This window comes from Streptomyces sp. NPDC005202 (assembly GCF_040608235.1).
GTDB lineage: Bacteria > Actinomycetota > Actinomycetes > Streptomycetales > Streptomycetaceae > Streptomyces.
The window spans coordinates 1-16,757 of the sequence record NZ_JBEXHW010000028.1 but is presented as its reverse complement, the minus strand read 5'-3'; the positions used below and the strand labels follow the sequence as shown (position 1 = coordinate 16,757).

Below are 16,757 nucleotides of genomic sequence, written 5' to 3'. Positions count from 1 at the left end.
GCGATCAGCTCCCGGATCTGGCGGGCAGGGAGGCGGCCAACTGGTCCTGCACGCAGCGCCACAGGCCGGCGGAGGAGGTGAGCGCGGGGTCACCGAGCACGTCGGGGTCGATCTCGATCCCGTACTGCTCCTCGACGGCCATCACCAGGGCGACGGTGTGGAGGGAGTCCACACCGAGGTCCACGAGCGGGGTCTCCGGGTCGGTGACCGTGACGGAGCAGATCCGCTCGACGAGCTCGTTGAACTGCGACTGGGTCGGCTGGTCAGACTGCGACTGGTTCATGGCTGGTCCTCGTCTGTGCGAAGGGAGGCGTCGTGGTGTCGTGCGCGCGGGCCGGCGGATCGACCAGGCGCTGCGCGGCCGCGCGGTCCGGCTTGCCGTTCGCGGTCAGGGGAACGGCGTCGATGAGGGTGATCCGGTCGGGCATGCGGGCCCGGTCGAGCCGCAGCGCCAGGTGGGTGCGGATCTCCTCCGGGGTGAGGGTGCTCTGCACCACCAGGTGCAGCGGGCTGTCCTCGGACTCGGGCCGCAGCGCGACCGCCGCGGTCACGCCGGAAATCCGTTCGGCGGCGTCCTCGATCTCGGTCAGGCCGAGGCGGATACCGCGCCGCTTGATCATGTCGTCGTCGCGGCCGACGAAGTAGAGCCGGCCGTCCTCGTCGAGGTAGCCCTGGTCGCCGGTGTGCAGTTCGAGCGTGCCGTCGGCGCGGCGGACGTAGCGCTGCTGCTGCTCCAGCGGGACGCCCCAGTAGCCGGCCATCACGGTGGCGCCCCAGACGACGATCTCGCCGACCTCGCGGGGGCCCAGGGTGTGTCCGTCGCCGTCGACGATCCGGACGTGGTCACCGGGGATGGGCCGGCCGACCGAGTCGGGGTGGGTGGCGTACTCGGCGGGGTCGAGGATGGAAATGCGCTTGCACTCGGTCATGCCGTACATCGAGGCGAAGACCGACCCGGGGAACGCGTCCAGCAGCTCGGACATCACGGCCCGGCCCGGCCGGGCGCCGGTGTTGGTGAACAGGCGGACCTTCGTGGGCCGTTGGAGCTTGCGCTGCAGCAGGGTGAGGATCTGTGCGAGGGAGGGCACCAGCGGGACGACCGTCACGCCGTGCCGCTCGATGACCCGCAACAGGCTGACGTCCCCTGCGCGTTCGGCGAGGACGAGCGTGCCGCCGGTCAGTGCGCACAGCAGGGCCTGGTAGAGGCCGTAGTCGAAGGAGAGGGGCAGCCGGCACAGCACCACGTCGTCGGCGCGGTAGCCGAGGCAGGCGTTGATGGCCTCGACCGAGGCGAGCATCTGCCGGTGCGGGCAGACCACGCCCTTCGGGCGCCCGGTGGTGCCGGAGGTGTAGATCAGCATCGCGACGCCGTCGTCGGGGATGTCGGCCGCGAAGTCGTCGGCGGGGGCCTGCTGGACCTCCTGCCAGGCCTGCGCCACCTCGGCGGTGCGCCGGGCCTGCTGTCCCGCGCCGGGCGAGCAGATCGCCAGGGCGGCGGAGCAGTCGCCGACGATGTGGCCGAGCTGGATGTCGGTCAGGTCGGGGTGGACGGGGACGAAGACGGCGCCGATGCGGAGGGTGGCGTAGAACAGGGCGAGGAAGGCGCGGTCGTTGCCGCCGGCGTAGACGACCCGCTCTCCGGCGGTGACGCCCTGGCCGCGCAGCCAGCCGACGGCGCGGTCGACGGCCTCGCCGAGCTCGCCGTAGCCGAGGGGGCCTTCGGAGTCGATGACGGCCGGGTGGTCGCCACGGTCGGCGCGGCGGCGCTCGAAGAGGTCAGACACCAGCACGAGCGGGCTCCCCCTTCCGGACGGCCGCGCCGGCCGCCGCTTCGAGCCGGGCGCGGACCTTGTCGAGGTCCCGGGCGGAGTTGACCGGGAGGACGGCCAGTTCGGGGTGCTGGCGCCTGAGGATGTTGGCGAGGGTCTTGGCCGGCGGCAGGGACACCGTCAGCCCGGGTTCCAGCCGGGCCAGGCTCCGCAGGCACAGGTCCCAGCGCACCGGCCGCACCACCTGGTCGACGAGCCGCCGGCGGATCACCTCGGACGTGGCGAGCACCTCGCCGTCGGCGTTGGAGAGCAGAATCCCGCGGGGTCGCTCGAAGGGGGTCGCGGCGGCCGCGGCGGCGAAGGTCTGCCGCGCCGACTCCATGTACGGGGTGTGGAAGGCGCCCGCGACCGGCAGCGGTTTCACGGTCGCCCCGCCGGGCGGCGCGGCGGCCAGCTTCTGAAGGTCCTCGGTCAATCCCGCGGCCACGATCTGGCCGGGGCCGTTGAACGTGGCCGCGGTCAGGCCGAGTTCGGCGATCCGGGCGAGCACCTCCGCCTCGTCGCCGCCGACCACGGCCGCCATCGACGTGGGCGCTTCGGCGCAGGCGGCGGCCATCGCGCGGCCACGGACCGCCGCCAGCCGTACGGCGTCCGCGGGCGTGAGGACCCCGGCGTAGACGGCCGCGGTGAGCTCGCCGACGGAGTGGCCGGCCACAACCGCGGACTGCTCGGCCGCCGCCGGGGCCAGCGCCTCGTGCGCCAGCAGGCCCTGGGCGACCAGCAGGGGCTGGGTGTTCTCGGTCCGGGCGATCTCCGCGGCCGAGGCCCGGGTCCCCAGGTGGACCAGGTCCACGTCCGCGGCCTCGGACCAGGCCCGCACGCGCTCGGCGCACACCGGGTCGCGCAGCCAGCCGGCCAGCATGCCGGGGGTCTGGGACCCCTGGCCCGGCGCCATGATTGCGAACATTTGCTCTATCCCCCTTTCGTGTTGAGTACCCATCGCGCGGCGCTCGGCCGGGAGGCGGTCGGTACGGGCGGTGAAACGGACGGTGGTACGGCGGTGAAACGGGCCGTGGCAGAAGAGGCAGTGCGCCACGGCGGTGAAACGGGCCGTGGCAGAAGAGGCAGTGCGCCACGGCGGTGAAACGGGCCGTGGCAGAAGAGGCAGTGCGCCACGGCGGGTTCGGCCTACGGCCCGCTTGGGCTACTGGCGGCCCGTGCTCTTGGCGAAGCGGCGGATCGCCATGAAGGAGAAGCCGGCGAACCAGGCGACGAGGTTGAACACGGCGCCCGCCAGGCTGCTGTGCTCGCCGCTGAAGGTGTAGCCGTCGGTGAGGGTGTAGCGGGCGAGCGTCGACACGCCGTACATCGGCGTGTACCGCGAGATCTCCAGCATGGTCCCGCTGAGCGGGATGAACAGGTTGCCGAGGAAGGCCAGCGCAGTCATGGTCAGACCCGGCATGTGCATCACGACCTCGGGCTTCATGGCGAGTCCCATGGCGATACCGAGCGCGGCGAACACGGCGGCCCCGAGCCAGGCGACGAGCAGGGACGTCACCCAGACCTTGGTGTCGGCGTGCGCCCCGGTGACGGCGCCGAGAACCCCGACGATGGCGACGGGCACGGCGGCCATGACCACCGAGCACAGCACCTTGACGAGCAGATACCCGGGCGGGGCGAGCGGGCTGAGCGCGATCGTGCGCATCCAGCCCGCGGACTTCTCCACCGAGATGGTGGCGGCGGAACTGGTGGCGGCCATCGCGGCGCCGTACACGGCCAGGCCGATCATCATCCAGGCGGCGAAGTTGCCGTGCGGCACCGACCCGTGGGCGGGAGCGGTGCGGAACAGGGCGAGGTAGAGGACCGCCGGGAGGAGGAGGGTGAAGATGGTGGTCTGACGGTTGAACCGCCGGCGCAGCTCGTAACGGACGAAGGTGGGGTTGACGCCGCTGAAGGGCGAGGTGCGCGGACGGGCGGGGGCGGTCGGCGCGGTCAGGGTGGTCATCGCGGGCTCTCCTGAGCGGTGCGGCCGTGGTGCGTGATGGCCATGAAGGCCTCTTCGAGGCTGCGCGGGGTGACCTCGATCTCGGTGGCGGACGTCTGGTTGACCAGCAGGCGCAGCAGGGCGTCGGAGTCGGTGGTGTCGAAGTAGTGGCGCTCGCCGCGGGCCACACAGGAGCGGACGACGGGGGACTCCGCCACCTCCTGCGCGTCACGCGGGCTGATCAGGGCCGAGACGGTGCATCCGCTGATGGCCGCACGGATGGACGAGGCCGAGCCGTCGGCGACGACCCTCCCCCGGTCGATCATCACGACGCGGTCGGCGAACTGGTCGGCCTCTTCCATGTAGTGGGTGGCGAACATGACCGTCATGCCGCGCTCGGCGTCCTCGCGGACGGTGGCCCAGAACTCCCGGCGGGCCGCCACGTCCATGCCGGCGGTCGGCTCGTCCAGCACCAGGAAGTCGGGGTTCGACAGCAGCGCGACAGCGAACCGCAGCCGCTGCTGCTCACCGCCCGAGCACTCCGCGACCCGCCGGTGGCGCAGCGCGGTGATGCCGGCCCGGGTCATGACGTGCTCGACGTCGGCGTCGGGGTGCAGCGAGCCGAGCATGCGCACCGTGGCCTCGACGGTCAGGTCGGGCAGGAGTCCCCCGGACTGCAGAACCGCGGCGACCCGCCCGGCGCGCACCGCGTGCTGCGGCGCCTCGCCGAACAGCTCCACGTGACCGGAGTCGGGCCGGGTCAGTCCCAGCAGCATGTCGATGGTGGTCGTCTTGCCGGCGCCGTTCGGCCCCAGGAACGCCACGATCTCGCCGCGCCGGATCCGCAGATCCAGCCCGTTCACGGCGGTGAACTCCTCACCCTTGGCGTTGGTGAAGCGCTTGACGACCGTGCTGAGCACGGCGGCATCCGGGGACGTCACCTCCCTCGCTGCCGGACGGGGTTGGGTTTCGATCATCTTCAGAGTCCTCACCATTTCCGTGGCCGTGTTCATGGCGAGAACCAATCTCTCGTGACCGCCTATCGCCCCGAACCGAAGCGGCTACGGCCTCGCTATCGGGGGGCTATCGGACGCGAGATGCCTACAGGTTTGCCACTCCGGACGGCGGCAGGAGAGGCGGGGCGCGCGGGGAGACCACGGCTCGGCGGACCCCGCGAGCACGACCGCCCAGCACCCGTGACTGACCGAAAAACTTCACCACCCGCCCGTGCCCGAGCACCGGTATGCCCAAGGTCTGCGGATCACACCGAGTCCGTGCGGCACCGCGGAGGGCTGTTTCCCGGGGCCGGCCGACGGCACCATCCATGTGATCACGGCCTGCAGCCCGTACGGCCGCCTCCTTCCCTCCGACGAGAACCGCCGCGCCCACGGCCTGCTGCTCGACGAGGTCCACCGACGCGGGTTGTTCCCGTGGCAGGCGGCAGGAGGCTCGGCCTGCGGCACGCACGTCGAGGAAGGCGTCGCCGTCGTCGGCAGGAGCGACACCGTGGCGCATGACCTGGGCCGTCGTTTTCCACCAGGACGCCGTCTTCGCCTGGACCCGCGACGCCTGGCGGTTGCTGTCCTGCGCCGGCGACGAGACAGTCGTGTCCGGATGGACGGCGTCTGCGCACCACGCCGGGATCTCGAAGTCGTCGTACGAGTGACGGACCCGGGACCCGAACTCCCGTACGCAGAGAGGAGAAAACCGATGGGCATGCACCTCATGCGGACGCCGGCCGACTGCCCGCACTGCATGCAGATCTCTCGCCGAGCCTCCGAGGCCCGAACGGGTCAGGCTCGACGGTTTCCCGGCGGAGGTGACGTACGAGACCGACCCCCTGCGCGGAGCCCGCTGGCACGTGTGGGACAAGACGTCCCCGCTCCCCCGCATGGCCCGCGTGTACGTGGACGGCGCATGCTGACCTTCCGGTGTCCACGCCGCCCACTCGGCGCCGGCGGTCCGACCCCCGGCCGTCGCGCCGACCGGCAAGGAGCGACCACCGGCGGCGACCAGTCGACCGACGCTCTGGACCCGGGCACCGTCGCCACCAGGACGGAGCCCGAATGCCTGGTGCTGGTCAGTGAGTTCGGCGCCGCTCAGGTCGCTCACGGCGCCGACTCCTCCTACGCCGCCGCCCGTAGACTGTGCGACCTGCCTCGCAGGTCCAAGTCGGCGCCCTTAGACTGTGCGACCTGCCTCGCAGGTCCTGACACCAGTGCCGCCGGACGGCGAACGCCGCTAAACGTTGAACCGGAACTCCACCACGTCCCCGTCCTGCATGACGTAGTCCTTGCCCTCCATGCGGGCCTTGCCGAGGGCGCGGGCCTCGGCGACCGAGCCGGCCTCGACGAGGTCGTCGAAGGAGATGACCTCCGCCTTGATGAAGCCCTTCTGGAAGTCGGTGTGGATGACACCGGCGGCCTCGGGGGCGGTGGCGCCCTTCTTGATGGTCCAGGCGCGGGTCTCCTTGGGACCGGCCGTCAGGTAGGTCTGCAGGCCGAGGGTGTTGAAGCCGACGCGGGCCAGGGTCGCGAGGCCCGGCTCGTCCTGGCCGACGGACTGGAGGAGCTCCAGGGCCTCGTCCTCGTCCAGCTCGGCGAGGTCGGCCTCCAGCTTGGCGTTGAGGAAGATCGCCTCGGCGGGGGCGACCAGGGCGCGCTGCTCGTTCTTGAAGTCCTCGTCGACCAGCTCGTCCTCGTCGACGTTGAAGACGTAGAGGAAGGGCTTGGTGGTGAGCAGGTGCAGGTCGTGCAGCAGTTCGGCGCGCTCGCTGCCCTGGACGATGCCGTGCGCGAAGAGCGTGTCGCCCTTCTCCAGGATCTCCTTGGCCTCCTCGACGGCCTTCACCTTCGGAGCCACGTCCTTCTTGATCCGCGACTCCTTCTGCAGGCGCGGCAGGACCTTCTCGATGGTCTGCAGGTCGGCGAGGATCAGCTCGGTGTTGATCGTCTCGATGTCGTCCTTGGGCGAGACCTTGCCGTCGACGTGCACGACGTTCTCGTCCTTGAAGGCGCGGATGACCTGGCAGATGGCGTCCGACTCACGGATGTTGGCGAGGAACTTGTTGCCCAGGCCCTCGCCCTCGCTGGCGCCGCGCACGATGCCGGCGATGTCGACGAAGTCGACGGTGGCCGGGAGGATCCGCTCCGACTTGAAGATCGAGGCGAGCTGGGCGAGCCGGCCGTCCGGGACGCCCACGACACCGATGTTCGGCTCGATCGTGGCGAACGGGTAGTTGGCCGCGAGCACGTCGTTCTTGGTCAGGGCGTTGAACAGGGTCGACTTGCCGACGTTCGGCAGACCGACGATTCCGATCGTGAGCGACACGTTTGCGACTTCCCGTACGTGAGGATGAGGACTGAGGGGACTGGGCTGCGGGCCCGGGTCCTACTTCGTGATGCGCGGGCCGATCCACCAGTCTACGGCGTGCCGGGTAACGCCCCCGCGACGGATCGAACGCTGGCCAAGCTCTGCGCCACGGCGTGTCAGACGGCCTATTCGGCACATAAACAGACCTAGGTTGGTCGAGTGGAGCATCACAGGACGCGACCCCAGCACCACGGACCGCGACGCGGCAGGCCGCCCCTGCCTTCACAAGGGGAACGGGGGCAGAAGGAACGGGCGGTCGGCGGCCGTTCCGGGCGGCCCGCACCGCGGCGTCCGCCGGCGGTACGGCGGCCCGCTCCGGCTTCGGCCGCGGGCCCGGCCTTACGACACCTGCGACACCTGCGGCGGATGCGGCGGATCCCCAATCCGCGGCTGACCGGGCTGGGCGGCGGGCTGTTCTGCGGGACGGTGATGTTCACGCTGGGCTGTCTGGACCAGTTGGTCCTCGGGGGGTCGCCGACGGCGTACGGCGTGCTGTTTCTGCTGGTGTGCGTGCTGACGGCGGTGTGGGTGCGCAAGGGGGACCTGCTGACCTCGCCCGTCGTGGTTCCGATCGCGTTCGCCCTGGGGCTGCTGCCGGTGGCCGACCGGGGCGGGGGACTCGCGGGCAGGCTCATGGGGCTGGTGACCGCGCTCGCCACGCAGGCGGGCTGGTTGTACGGGGGGACGCTGCTCGCCGGAGTGACCGCCATGGCGCGGAGGATCCTCCTCGTGCGTCACCGCCGACGGGCTTAGGCCCAAGCCCTCCCCCGGCCCCGCCCGGCGCTACTCCTCCTTCGCCGCCCGCATCGCCGCCCGCATCGCCGCCCCCACGATCCCGGCGTTGTTCTGCAGCTGCGCCGGGACGATCTCCGCCTTGATGCCCTCGATGAGGGGCAGGAACTTCTGCGACTTGCGGCTCACCCCGCCGCCGATGATGAACAGCTCCGGGGAGAAGAGCATCTCGACGTGGGCGAGGTACTTCTGGACGCGGCGGGCCCACTGCTCCCAGGTCAGCTGGTGGTCGTCCTTGGCCTTGCTGGAGGCCCGCTTCTCCGCCTCGTGGCCGTCCAGCTCCAGGTGGCCCAGCTCGGTGTTGGGGACGAGGACGCCGTCAACGAACAGCGCGCTGCCGATGCCGGTGCCGAAGGTCAGCAGGATGACCGTGCCGCGGCGATCCCGGCCCGCGCCGAAGTTCACCTCGGCGATGCCCGCCGCGTCCGCGTCGTTGACCACCGTCACCGGCAGGCCGCCCAGACGCTCGCTGAACAACGCGCGCGCGTCGGTGTCGATCCAGCTCTTGTCGACGTTGGCCGCCGTGCGGATCGTGGCGCCGTCGGTGACCACGCCCGGGAACGTCAGCCCGACCGGCCCCGTCCAGCCGAAGTGGTCGACGACCTGCTTGACGCCGTCGGCCACCCCGTCCGGTGTCGCCGGGTGCGGGGTGAGCACCTTGAAGCGCTCCTGGGTCGGGTCGCCCCTGTCCAGGTCCACAGGGGCACCCTTGATCCCGGACCCGCCGATGTCCACACCGAAGATCTGCATGGCCTCCACGTTACGACGGACGACTGACAGTCACGTCCCGGACGTGGGCGATCACGGGCAGACGACGGTCACACCGGGGCCTGGGCGCCGTCACGCCTCGGCCGTGCCGGCCCCGCCGCGCTCCGCGACCAGGGCGGCCGCCTCCTCGCGCAGGTCCCGGCGGAGCTCCTTCGGCAGTGAGAAGGTGATGGACTCCTCGGCCGCCTTGACGATCTCGACGTCCTCGAAGCCGCGCTGCGCGAGCCACTCGAGGACCTGCTCGACCAGGACCTCCGGCACCGACGCGCCCGAGGTCACGCCGACCGTGGAGACGCCCTCCAGCCAGGCCTCGTCGATCTCGTCGGCGAAGTCCACGAGGTACGCCTGGCGCGCGCCCGCGAGCTTGGCCACCTCCACCAGCCGCTTGGAGTTGGAGGAGTTGCGGGAGCCGACCACGATCACCAGGTCCGCCTGGGCGCCCATCTGCTTCACGGCGAGCTGGCGGTTCTGCGTGGCGTAGCAGATGTCGTCGCTGGGCGGGGAGATCAGCTGCGGGAACTTCTCCTTCAGGGCGTCGACCGTCTCCATGGTCTCGTCGACCGAGAGCGTGGTCTGCGACAGCCAGACGACCTTGGAGGGGTCGCGCACCTCGACGTTGGCGACGTCTCCGGGGCCGTCGACGAGCTGGATGTGCTCGGGGGCCTCGCCGGTGGTGCCGATGACCTCCTCGTGACCCTCGTGCCCGATCAGGAGGATGTCGTAGTCCTCGTTGGCGAACCGGACGGCCTCCTTGTGGACCTTGGTCACCAGAGGGCAGGTCGCGTCGATGGTGGCGAGCCGGCCGCGCTCGGCCTCGTCGTGGACGACGGGGGCCACGCCGTGCGCCGAGAACATCACGATGTTGCCGGGCGGCACCTCCTCCGTCCGCTCGACGAAGATGGCGCCCTTCTTCTCCAGGGTCTGCACGACGTACTTGTTGTGGACGATCTCGTGCCGGACATAGATCGGAGCCCCGTACTGCTCCAGGGCTTTCTCGACGGCGATCACGGCGCGGTCCACACCCGCGCAGTAGCCCCGGGGGGCGGCGAGCAGGACACGGCGGCCAGGCGAAGCAGTCATGGCACCCATCGTAAGGCCGCGTTCGGCGGGTCAAAGATCGCGTGCCCGTCCCGGTCCCGGTGACACTGACGGTGAGCCGGGCGGGGGCGCAGGACACGACGCGCGGAGGCACTGATGCCCGACACGGCGCCGGCGCGCTCGCCACTGACATGGCTGAGCCGCTCCTGACATGGCTGAGCTGCTACGGCGTTGTCGGCGGCGACGGCTACCCTCGCGGACATGGCTGTCTCCACGTCCCCCGAAGCTCCCCTGCCCGTCGGTGAGGTCTCGCGGCTGATCGGGGGATGGATCGACCGGCTCGGTGCCGTGTGGGTCGAGGGGCAGATCACGCAGTTGTCGCGGCGGCCGGGCGCAGGGGTCGTGTTCCTGACGCTGCGCGATCCGTCGTACGACATCTCCGTCAGCGTGACCTGCTACCGGCAGGTGTTCGACACGATCGCCGACGTCGTCAGCGAGGGCGCCCGCGTCGTCGTGTACGCGAAGCCGGAGTGGTACGCCCCGCGCGGGCAGCTGTCGCTGCGCGCCGCCGAGATAAGGCCGGTCGGTGTCGGGGAGCTGCTGGCCCGGCTGGAGCAACTGAAGAAGGCGCTCGCGGCCGAGGGGCTCTTCGCGCCCGAGCGGAAGAAGGCCCTGCCCTTCCTCCCCCAGCTCATCGGCCTGGTCTGCGGCCGTGCTTCCGCCGCGGAGCGGGACGTGCTGGAGAACGCCCGGCACCGCTGGCCCGCCGTCCGCTTCGCGGTGCGCAACGTCGCCGTCCAGGGCGTGCACGCCGTCCCGCAGGTCGTGCAGGCCGTCAAGGAGCTCGACGAAATCGTCGACGTGGACGTGATCATCGTGGCCCGCGGCGGCGGCAGCGTGGAGGACCTGCTGCCGTTCTCCGACGAGCAGCTCGTCCGCGCGGTCGCCGCCTGCCGTACGCCCGTCGTGTCCGCCATCGGGCACGAGCCGGACACCCCGCTGCTCGACTACGTCGCCGATCTGCGCGCCTCCACCCCGACCGACGCCGCCAAGAAGGTCGTACCGGACGTCGGCGAGGAGTACGAGCGGGTACGGCAGCTGCGCGACCGGGCGCGCCGGTGCATGGGAGCGTTCATCGAGCGGGAGGAGCGCGGTCTCGCCCACGCGCTCGCCCGGCCGGCGATAGAGGATCCGCACCGCATGATCGACGAGCGGGCGGACCAGGTCGCGTCCCTGTTGGACCGTGGGCGGCGCACGCTGCGGCACCTGCTGGACCGCGCCGACTCGGAGCTGACGCACACGCACGCGCGCGTGGTGGCCCTCTCCCCCGCCGCGACGCTCAGACGCGGATACGCCGTGCTGCAGAAGGCCGACGGCCACGTGGTCCGTGACCCGGACGAGGTGACGCCGGACGAGGCGCTGCGCGCGCGGGTCGCCGAGGGCGAGTTCTCGGTACGGGTCGACCGGGACGACCGGACCGACGCATAGGGTGGGTGCATGACCAGCAACGTGAGCGAGACGGCCGGGGTGGGCGAGGCGGCGCTCGGCTACGAGCAGGCGCGGGACGAGCTGATCGAGGTGGTCCGGCGCCTGGAGGCGGGCGGCACGACCCTGGAGGAGTCCCTCGCGCTGTGGGAGCGGGGCGAGGAACTGGCCAAGGTGTGCCGCCAGTGGCTGGAGGGGGCGCGGGCCCGGCTGGACGCCGCGCTGGCCGAGGAGGCGGAGGAGGACGAGGAGGGCGCCGCCGAGTAGGCGCGCGCCTGCGCGCGGGGCGCGGCTCAGGACGTCTTCAGCGCCTGCCTCAGGACGTCTTCAGCGCCTGCGCCATCGTCGTCAGCCGGGCGAACGACGCCGTGCCCGTCACGACCGTCGTCGAGCCCTTGGTGCCCTCCAGTACGAGGGCGTCGTAGCGGCCGCCGGTGTACCGGGTCCACGTGCGGCCGCCGATCTTCTCGGTGACCTTCGTCGCATGTGCGCCCTGGCTGGCCTCGTCGATGAAGTCCGCGCGCTTCTGAGCGGACTGCTCGACCGCCACGTACTCACCGTCGGGGTCCTGGAAGCCCAGGTGCCAGGCGTCGTACTTGTCGCCCTGGAAGCGGACCGAGGTGGCCTTCCAGCTCTGGGGCAGGCCTTCGGGCGCAGCCACCGGGTACGACGCCGCGCGGCGCGCCGTGAGCAGCTCGACGCGGTAGTCCACCCGCTTGAGGTCGGGAGCGTGGTCGTCATGCGGGACGAAGAGGTAGATGACCGCCGCCGCGATCCCGATCAGGCCCAGGGAAAGGATCATGTCCCGGACCGTCTTCTGCTTGCCGTTCGAACCTGCCACGCCCCCTATCGTCGCAGGTGTCCTGCGCGCTCATCCGTGGGGCCCCCTGCTCATTTTGTCTACTCGGCGATAGAGTCAGGGCCAACACCCTCATCCGGCCGTCGTCGTATCAGAAAGGTGCGCTCCGATGACCGAGCATCATCAATTGCCGTCCGAGCTCGATGTCCCCTCCGAGGCTCCCGACCGCAACCTCGCCCTGGAACTCGTCCGGGTGACCGAAGCCGCCGCGATGGCCGCGGGCCGCTGGGTCGGGCGCGGTGACAAGAACGGCGCCGACGGTGCCGCGGTGCGCGCCATGCGGACCCTCGTCTCGACCGTCTCGATGAACGGCGTCGTCGTCATCGGCGAGGGCGAGAAGGACGAGGCCCCGATGCTCTTCAACGGAGAGCGCGTCGGCGACGGCACCGGGCCCGAGTGCGACATCGCCGTCGACCCGATCGACGGCACCACGCTCACCGCCAAGGGCATGCCGAACGCGATCGCGGTGCTGGCCGCCGCCGAGCGCGGCTCGATGTTCGACCCGTCCGCCGTGTTCTACATGGACAAGCTGGTCACGGGTCCCGACGCGGCCGACTTCGTCGACATCGACGCGCCCGTGTCGGTGAACATCCGGCGCGTCGCCAAGGCCAAGCGCTCCACGCCCGAGGACGTCACGGTCGTCATCCTGGACCGGCCGCGACACGAGGGCATCATCAAGGAGATCCGGGAGACCGGCGCCCGCATCAAGCTGATCTCCGACGGCGATGTCGCCGGCTCCATCCTGGCGCTGCGCGACGGCACCGGCATCGACCTGCTGCTCGGCATCGGCGGCACGCCCGAGGGCATCATCTCGGCCTGCGCCGTGAAGTGTCTGGGCGGCACGATCCAGGGCAAGTTGTGGCCGAAGGACGACGAGGAGCGGCAGCGGGCGATCGACGCCGGGCACGACCTCGACCGCGTGCTGACCACGGACGACCTGGTCTCCGGGGAGAACGTCTTCTTCGTCGCCACCGGCATCACCGACGGCGAGCTGCTGCGCGGGGTGCGCTACCGCTCGGAGACCGCCACGACCGACTCGATCGTCATGCGGTCGAAGTCCGGCACGGTCCGCCGGATCGACTCCGAGCACCGGCTGAGCAAGCTGCGCGCCTACAGCGCGATCGACTTCGACCGCGCCAAGTAGCCGCGGCCGGCGATTCGGCAAGCCGGGCCATCGACCCGGACAGCCGGGCCATCGACCCGGGCAGCCGGGCCGTCGACCCGGACCGGCCTTCGACGGCGTTACGGCGATGGGGCGCTCCCTGTGCGGAGGGGGCGCCCCATCGCGTACGACGACCGGTTCCGGCCGGCTGCCGCTGTGCGGCCCGTCCGACCGGTTCTAGCCGGCTGCCGCTATGCGGCCCGTCGTGCGGGCCGCCTTCAGCTCCAGGTCGCGGCGGCGGCGCCGGGCCAGGACGACACGGCGCTCGGCGGCGGTCAGGCCGCCCCAGACGCCGTACGGCTCGGGTTGCAGCAGCGCGTGCTCGCGGCACTCGACCATCACCGGGCAGCGCGCACAGACGCGCTTGGCCGCCTCCTCGCGGGAGAGCCGGGCGGCGGTGGGCTCTTTTGAGGGTGCGAAGAACAGGCCGGCCTCGTCACGCCGGCACACCGCCTCGGTGTGCCACGGTGCGTCTTGGTCCCTGTCTCGCACTGGCACCCGCTGGGCCGGCACGGCAGCTACCTGCAGGGACGAATGCGGCGGTTGCAGCACGGTCTACTCCTGACGACGGCTTCGCGAGCGAGAGACGATGCAGCAAGGCCTACCCGCTGTGCGCGCGCCTATGCACTCAGTTCCGAACCGCTGGATTCCGGGGCTTCGTGGGCGAGGTGACCGGACCGGGCGAGGGCGGACCGCTTCGCTCCGGAAGCGCTCGAATTCACAACCGTCAATGTCACAAGTGTTTGCGCAAACGCTTGTCGACCTTGCGCTGAACTCGATCGAGAATGTCAGCGACGAGCTTGCCCCGCTTGGGCCGCGCCTCGACGTTGCCCAGGACGGCCCAGCCGTCGACGTAGACGACGGGCGCATCGGGTTCGGCCGAGTCCAGCGTGTCCACCTCGAAGTTGCCGAGGACGCCGCCGCCGGTGCCGCGCAGCGACACGTTCTCCGGGACGCGGACCTGGACGTCGCCGAAGACCGAGATCGCCTTGATCACGACCTGCTGGTACTCGAAGATCGCCTCGCTGAGGTCGATCTCGACGCTGCCGAAGATCGCGTACGCGTGCAGGCGGCGGCCCGCGCGCCAGCGGCCCTTGCGCATGGCGGCACTGAAGACGGCCACCACGTTGGCGTCGGCCTCCGGCGGTATCGCGCCGGCCGTCGGGCGGTTCGGGGCGGGAGTGTAGGCCGGGGCCGTGCGGCCCTGATGGGCGGCGGGCAGGTCACGGATGAAGACCTCCAGCTCGCCGACCGTCTTGGCGTTCAGCACCCCCTCGACGCGCTCGGCGTGCTCGTCGGCGGTCAGACGGCCCTCGGCCAGGGCGTCGCGCAGGATGTCGGCGATGCGGTCACGGTCGGCGTCCGAGGCGCGCAGCTCGGCGACGCGCGGTTCGGTCTGCTTCTGAAGGTCCACGGCAGCAGCGTACCCAAACGCGATAGATCGCGACTACCCCCCGTCCCCGACCTGTGGAAAACCGTTACGTCCACCCTTGGGCACCGGCACTGAGCCTTACCTCACAGGCTCGCCGTCAGCGGCAGGTTCTACGCTGGTGAGCGCCCGCCAACGGAGGCGGGCCGCCGTCTGTCGAGTGAGGAATGGGCTGAGATGCCTGAGTTCGCGTACACGGATCTGCTCCCCATGGGTGAGGACACCACCCCGTACCGGCTGGTGACGTCCGAGGGTGTCTCCACCGTCGAGGGACCCGACGGGCGTACGTTCCTCAAGGTGGAGCCGGAGGCGCTGCGCAAGCTGGCCGAGGAGGCCATCCACGACATCCAGCACTACCTGCGCCCCGCGCACCTGGCGCAGCTGCGCCGCATCAGCGACGACCCGGAGGCGAGCGCGAACGACAAGTTCGTCGCCCTGGACCTGCTGAAGAACGCGAACATCGCCGCGGCGGGCGTCCTGCCTATGTGCCAGGACACGGGCACGGCGATCGTCATGGGCAAGCGCGGCCAGAACGTGCTCACGGAGGGCGAGGACGAAAAGGCCCTCTCGCGCGGCATCTACGACGCGTACACGAAGCTGAACCTGCGCTACTCGCAGATGGCCCCGCTGACGATGTGGGAGGAGAAGAACACCGGCTCCAACCTCCCGGCGCAGATCGAGCTGTACGCGACGGACGGCGGCGCGTACAAGTTCCTGTTCATGGCCAAGGGCGGCGGCAGCGCCAACAAGTCCTTCCTCTACCAGGAGACGAAGGCCGTCCTGAACGAGGCCTCCATGATGAAGTTCCTGGAGGAGAAGATCCGGTCGCTCGGTACCGCCGCGTGCCCGCCGTACCACCTGGCGATCGTGGTCGGCGGTACGTCGGCCGAGTACGCGCTGAAGACGGCGAAGTACGCCTCCGCCCACTACCTGGACAACATGCCCACCGAGGGCTCGCCGCTCGGCCACGGCTTCCGGGACAAGGAACTGGAGGAGAAGGTCTTCGAGCTGACGCAGAAGATCGGCATCGGGGCGCAGTTCGGCGGCAAGTACTTCTGTCACGACGTACGGGTGGTGCGGCTGCCGAGGCACGGGGCGTCCTGCCCAGTGGCGATCGCCGTGTCCTGCTCGGCCGACCGCCAGGCGTTGGCGAAGATCACGCCGGAGGGCGTCTTCCTGGAGCAGCTGGAGACGGACCCGGCCCGCTTCCTGCCGGAGACGACGGACGCCCAGCTGGACGAGGGCGACGTGGTGAAGATCGACCTGAACCAGCCGATGGAGTCGATCCTCGCCGAGCTGACGAAGTACCCGGTCAAGACCCGCCTGTCGCTGACCGGCCCGCTGGTCGTGGCCCGCGACATCGCCCACGCCAAGATCAAGGAGCGGCTGGACCGCGGCGAGGAGATGCCGCAGTACCTGAAGGACCACCCCGTGTACTACGCGGGCCCCGCCAAGACGCCCGAGGGCTACGCGTCGGGCTCCTTCGGCCCGACCACGGCCGGCCGCATGGACTCCTACGTCGAACAGTTCCAGGCGGCGGGCGGTTCGAAGGTGATGCTGGCCAAGGGCAACCGGAGCAAGCAGGTCACGGACGCGTGCGCGACGCACGGCGGCTTCTACCTGGGCTCCATCGGCGGTCCGGCGGCCCGCCTCGCCCAGGACTGCATCAAGAAGGTCGAGGTCGTCGAGTACGAGGAGCTCGGCATGGAGGCCGTCTGGAAGATCGAGGTCGAGGACTTCCCGGCGTTCATCGTGGTCGACGACAAGGGCAACGACTTCTTCACTTCGCAGGAACCCTCTCAGCCGACCTTCACGACGATCCCCGTGCGTGGTCCTGGCCTCGGCTGACACAGCCCCAGCACGCCCCAGAGAGCCCCTGGCCGTTGGTCGGGGGCTCTTTGTCGCGTCCCTGCCTCCCGCCCATCCGCAGAGGGCGCGTGGGCTCCCTGGGGGCGCGCCGCCGGGGGCGCGCCGCACCCTGCTAAGACGTCGTCTCATTTGGTGAGTCTGCGGTAGCAGATGAGGGTGCAGGTGATGGCGGTGAAGGCCAGGAAGTGTTCGGCCTTGCGTTCGTAGCGGCGGTGCAGGCGGCGGCAGCC

General features: G+C 70.7%; 17 protein-coding genes and 2 pseudogenes. 7 read left to right on the top strand and 12 right to left on the bottom strand.

Annotated features, from left to right (window positions below; genetic code table 11):
- Nucleotides 1–4: 4 nt before the first annotated feature.
- The 5 genes from ABZV31_RS29340 to ABZV31_RS29320 form a co-directional block, all read right to left on the bottom strand.
- Nucleotides 5–283, bottom strand: a complete 279-nt coding sequence (locus ABZV31_RS29340; protein WP_355899714.1) for an acyl carrier protein — start codon at nucleotides 281–283, stop codon at nucleotides 5–7.
- Nucleotides 264–1,790 carry a class I adenylate-forming enzyme family protein gene (locus ABZV31_RS29335; RefSeq protein WP_355899712.1) on the bottom strand — a complete coding sequence of 509 codons (1,527 nt, stop codon included), beginning with the start codon at nucleotides 1,788–1,790 and terminating at the stop codon, nucleotides 264–266. The genes ABZV31_RS29340 and ABZV31_RS29335 overlap by 20 nt, the downstream gene beginning before the upstream one ends.
- Entirely contained in the window at nucleotides 1,777–2,736 is a 960-nt protein-coding gene (locus ABZV31_RS29330; protein WP_355899710.1) for an ACP S-malonyltransferase, read from the bottom strand. Before ABZV31_RS29330 ends, ABZV31_RS29335 begins: the two co-directional genes overlap by 14 nt.
- A 237-nt stretch (nucleotides 2,737–2,973) precedes the next feature.
- Nucleotides 2,974–3,774, bottom strand: a complete 801-nt coding sequence (locus ABZV31_RS29325; protein WP_355899708.1) for an ABC transporter permease — start codon at nucleotides 3,772–3,774, stop codon at nucleotides 2,974–2,976.
- Nucleotides 3,771–4,730 carry an ABC transporter ATP-binding protein gene (locus tag ABZV31_RS29320; RefSeq protein WP_355899706.1) on the bottom strand — a complete coding sequence of 320 codons (960 nt, stop codon included), beginning with the start codon at nucleotides 4,728–4,730 and terminating at the stop codon, nucleotides 3,771–3,773. The genes ABZV31_RS29325 and ABZV31_RS29320 overlap by 4 nt, the downstream gene beginning before the upstream one ends.
- Before the next feature lie 250 nt (nucleotides 4,731–4,980).
- Here ABZV31_RS29320 and ABZV31_RS29315 point away from each other — a divergent pair.
- Both ABZV31_RS29315 and ABZV31_RS29310 read left to right on the top strand, forming a co-directional pair.
- Nucleotides 4,981–5,226, top strand: a pseudogene (locus ABZV31_RS29315) (DUF3293 domain-containing protein); the annotation flags it as partial.
- 40 nt (nucleotides 5,227–5,266) lie between these two features.
- Nucleotides 5,267–5,419, top strand: a complete 153-nt coding sequence (locus tag ABZV31_RS29310; protein WP_355899704.1) for a hypothetical protein — start codon at nucleotides 5,267–5,269, stop codon at nucleotides 5,417–5,419.
- Between the two features lie 575 nt (nucleotides 5,420–5,994).
- Here the strand turns inward: ABZV31_RS29310 and ychF are convergent.
- A complete protein-coding gene (gene ychF, locus ABZV31_RS29305) occupies nucleotides 5,995–7,083 on the bottom strand; it encodes a redox-regulated ATPase YchF (RefSeq protein WP_355899702.1) in 1,089 nt (362 codons plus the stop codon).
- Nucleotides 7,084–7,284: 201 nt separating this feature from the next.
- Here ychF and ABZV31_RS29300 point away from each other — a divergent pair, with 201 nt between their 5' ends.
- Nucleotides 7,285–7,878 carry a DUF6542 domain-containing protein gene (locus ABZV31_RS29300; protein ID WP_355899700.1) on the top strand — a complete coding sequence of 198 codons (594 nt, stop codon included), beginning with the start codon at nucleotides 7,285–7,287 and terminating at the stop codon, nucleotides 7,876–7,878.
- 30 nt (nucleotides 7,879–7,908) lie between these two features.
- On the opposite strand, the gene ppgK is transcribed toward ABZV31_RS29300, so the two are convergent.
- Nucleotides 7,909–8,667 (bottom strand): polyphosphate--glucose phosphotransferase, encoded by a 759-nt coding sequence (gene ppgK, locus ABZV31_RS29295; protein ID WP_355899698.1) that lies wholly within the window; start codon nucleotides 8,665–8,667, stop codon nucleotides 7,909–7,911.
- Between the two features lie 90 nt (nucleotides 8,668–8,757).
- Nucleotides 8,758–9,774, bottom strand: a complete 1,017-nt coding sequence (locus ABZV31_RS29290) for a 4-hydroxy-3-methylbut-2-enyl diphosphate reductase (RefSeq protein WP_355899696.1) — start codon at nucleotides 9,772–9,774, stop codon at nucleotides 8,758–8,760.
- A gap of 210 nt (nucleotides 9,775–9,984) precedes the next feature.
- Between ABZV31_RS29290 and xseA the strand changes: the two genes are divergently transcribed.
- Nucleotides 9,985–11,211 carry an exodeoxyribonuclease VII large subunit gene (xseA, locus tag ABZV31_RS29285; RefSeq protein ID WP_355899695.1) on the top strand — a complete coding sequence of 409 codons (1,227 nt, stop codon included), beginning with the start codon at nucleotides 9,985–9,987 and terminating at the stop codon, nucleotides 11,209–11,211.
- A gap of 9 nt (nucleotides 11,212–11,220) precedes the next feature.
- Nucleotides 11,221–11,475, top strand: coding sequence for an exodeoxyribonuclease VII small subunit (locus tag ABZV31_RS29280; RefSeq protein ID WP_355899694.1), 255 nt, complete (start codon nucleotides 11,221–11,223; stop codon nucleotides 11,473–11,475).
- 49 nt (nucleotides 11,476–11,524) lie between these two features.
- Here ABZV31_RS29280 and ABZV31_RS29275 read toward each other — a convergent pair whose 3' ends face one another.
- Complete coding sequence (locus ABZV31_RS29275) at nucleotides 11,525–12,049, bottom strand: DUF4245 domain-containing protein (protein WP_355899692.1); 525 nt, start codon at nucleotides 12,047–12,049, stop codon at nucleotides 11,525–11,527.
- 127 nt (nucleotides 12,050–12,176) lie between these two features.
- Between ABZV31_RS29275 and glpX the strand changes: the two genes are divergently transcribed.
- Nucleotides 12,177–13,211: a class II fructose-bisphosphatase gene (gene glpX / locus ABZV31_RS29270; RefSeq protein ID WP_355899690.1), complete on the top strand. Its 1,035-nt coding sequence runs from the start codon at nucleotides 12,177–12,179 to the stop codon at nucleotides 13,209–13,211.
- Between the two features lie 195 nt (nucleotides 13,212–13,406).
- Here the strand turns inward: glpX and ABZV31_RS29265 are convergent, their stop codons facing one another.
- Nucleotides 13,407–13,781 (bottom strand): WhiB family transcriptional regulator, encoded by a 375-nt coding sequence (locus tag ABZV31_RS29265; protein WP_355899688.1) that lies wholly within the window; start codon nucleotides 13,779–13,781, stop codon nucleotides 13,407–13,409.
- Between the two features lie 181 nt (nucleotides 13,782–13,962).
- Nucleotides 13,963–14,643, bottom strand: a complete 681-nt coding sequence (locus ABZV31_RS29260) for a DUF1707 domain-containing protein (protein WP_355899686.1) — start codon at nucleotides 14,641–14,643, stop codon at nucleotides 13,963–13,965.
- 192 nt (nucleotides 14,644–14,835) lie between these two features.
- Here ABZV31_RS29260 and ABZV31_RS29255 point away from each other — a divergent pair, with 192 nt between their 5' ends.
- Complete coding sequence (locus ABZV31_RS29255) at nucleotides 14,836–16,506, top strand: fumarate hydratase (protein ID WP_355899685.1); 1,671 nt, start codon at nucleotides 14,836–14,838, stop codon at nucleotides 16,504–16,506.
- Between the two features lie 146 nt (nucleotides 16,507–16,652).
- Here ABZV31_RS29255 and ABZV31_RS29250 read toward each other — a convergent pair.
- Nucleotides 16,653–16,757: pseudogene (locus ABZV31_RS29250) on the bottom strand (IS5/IS1182 family transposase); the annotation flags it as partial.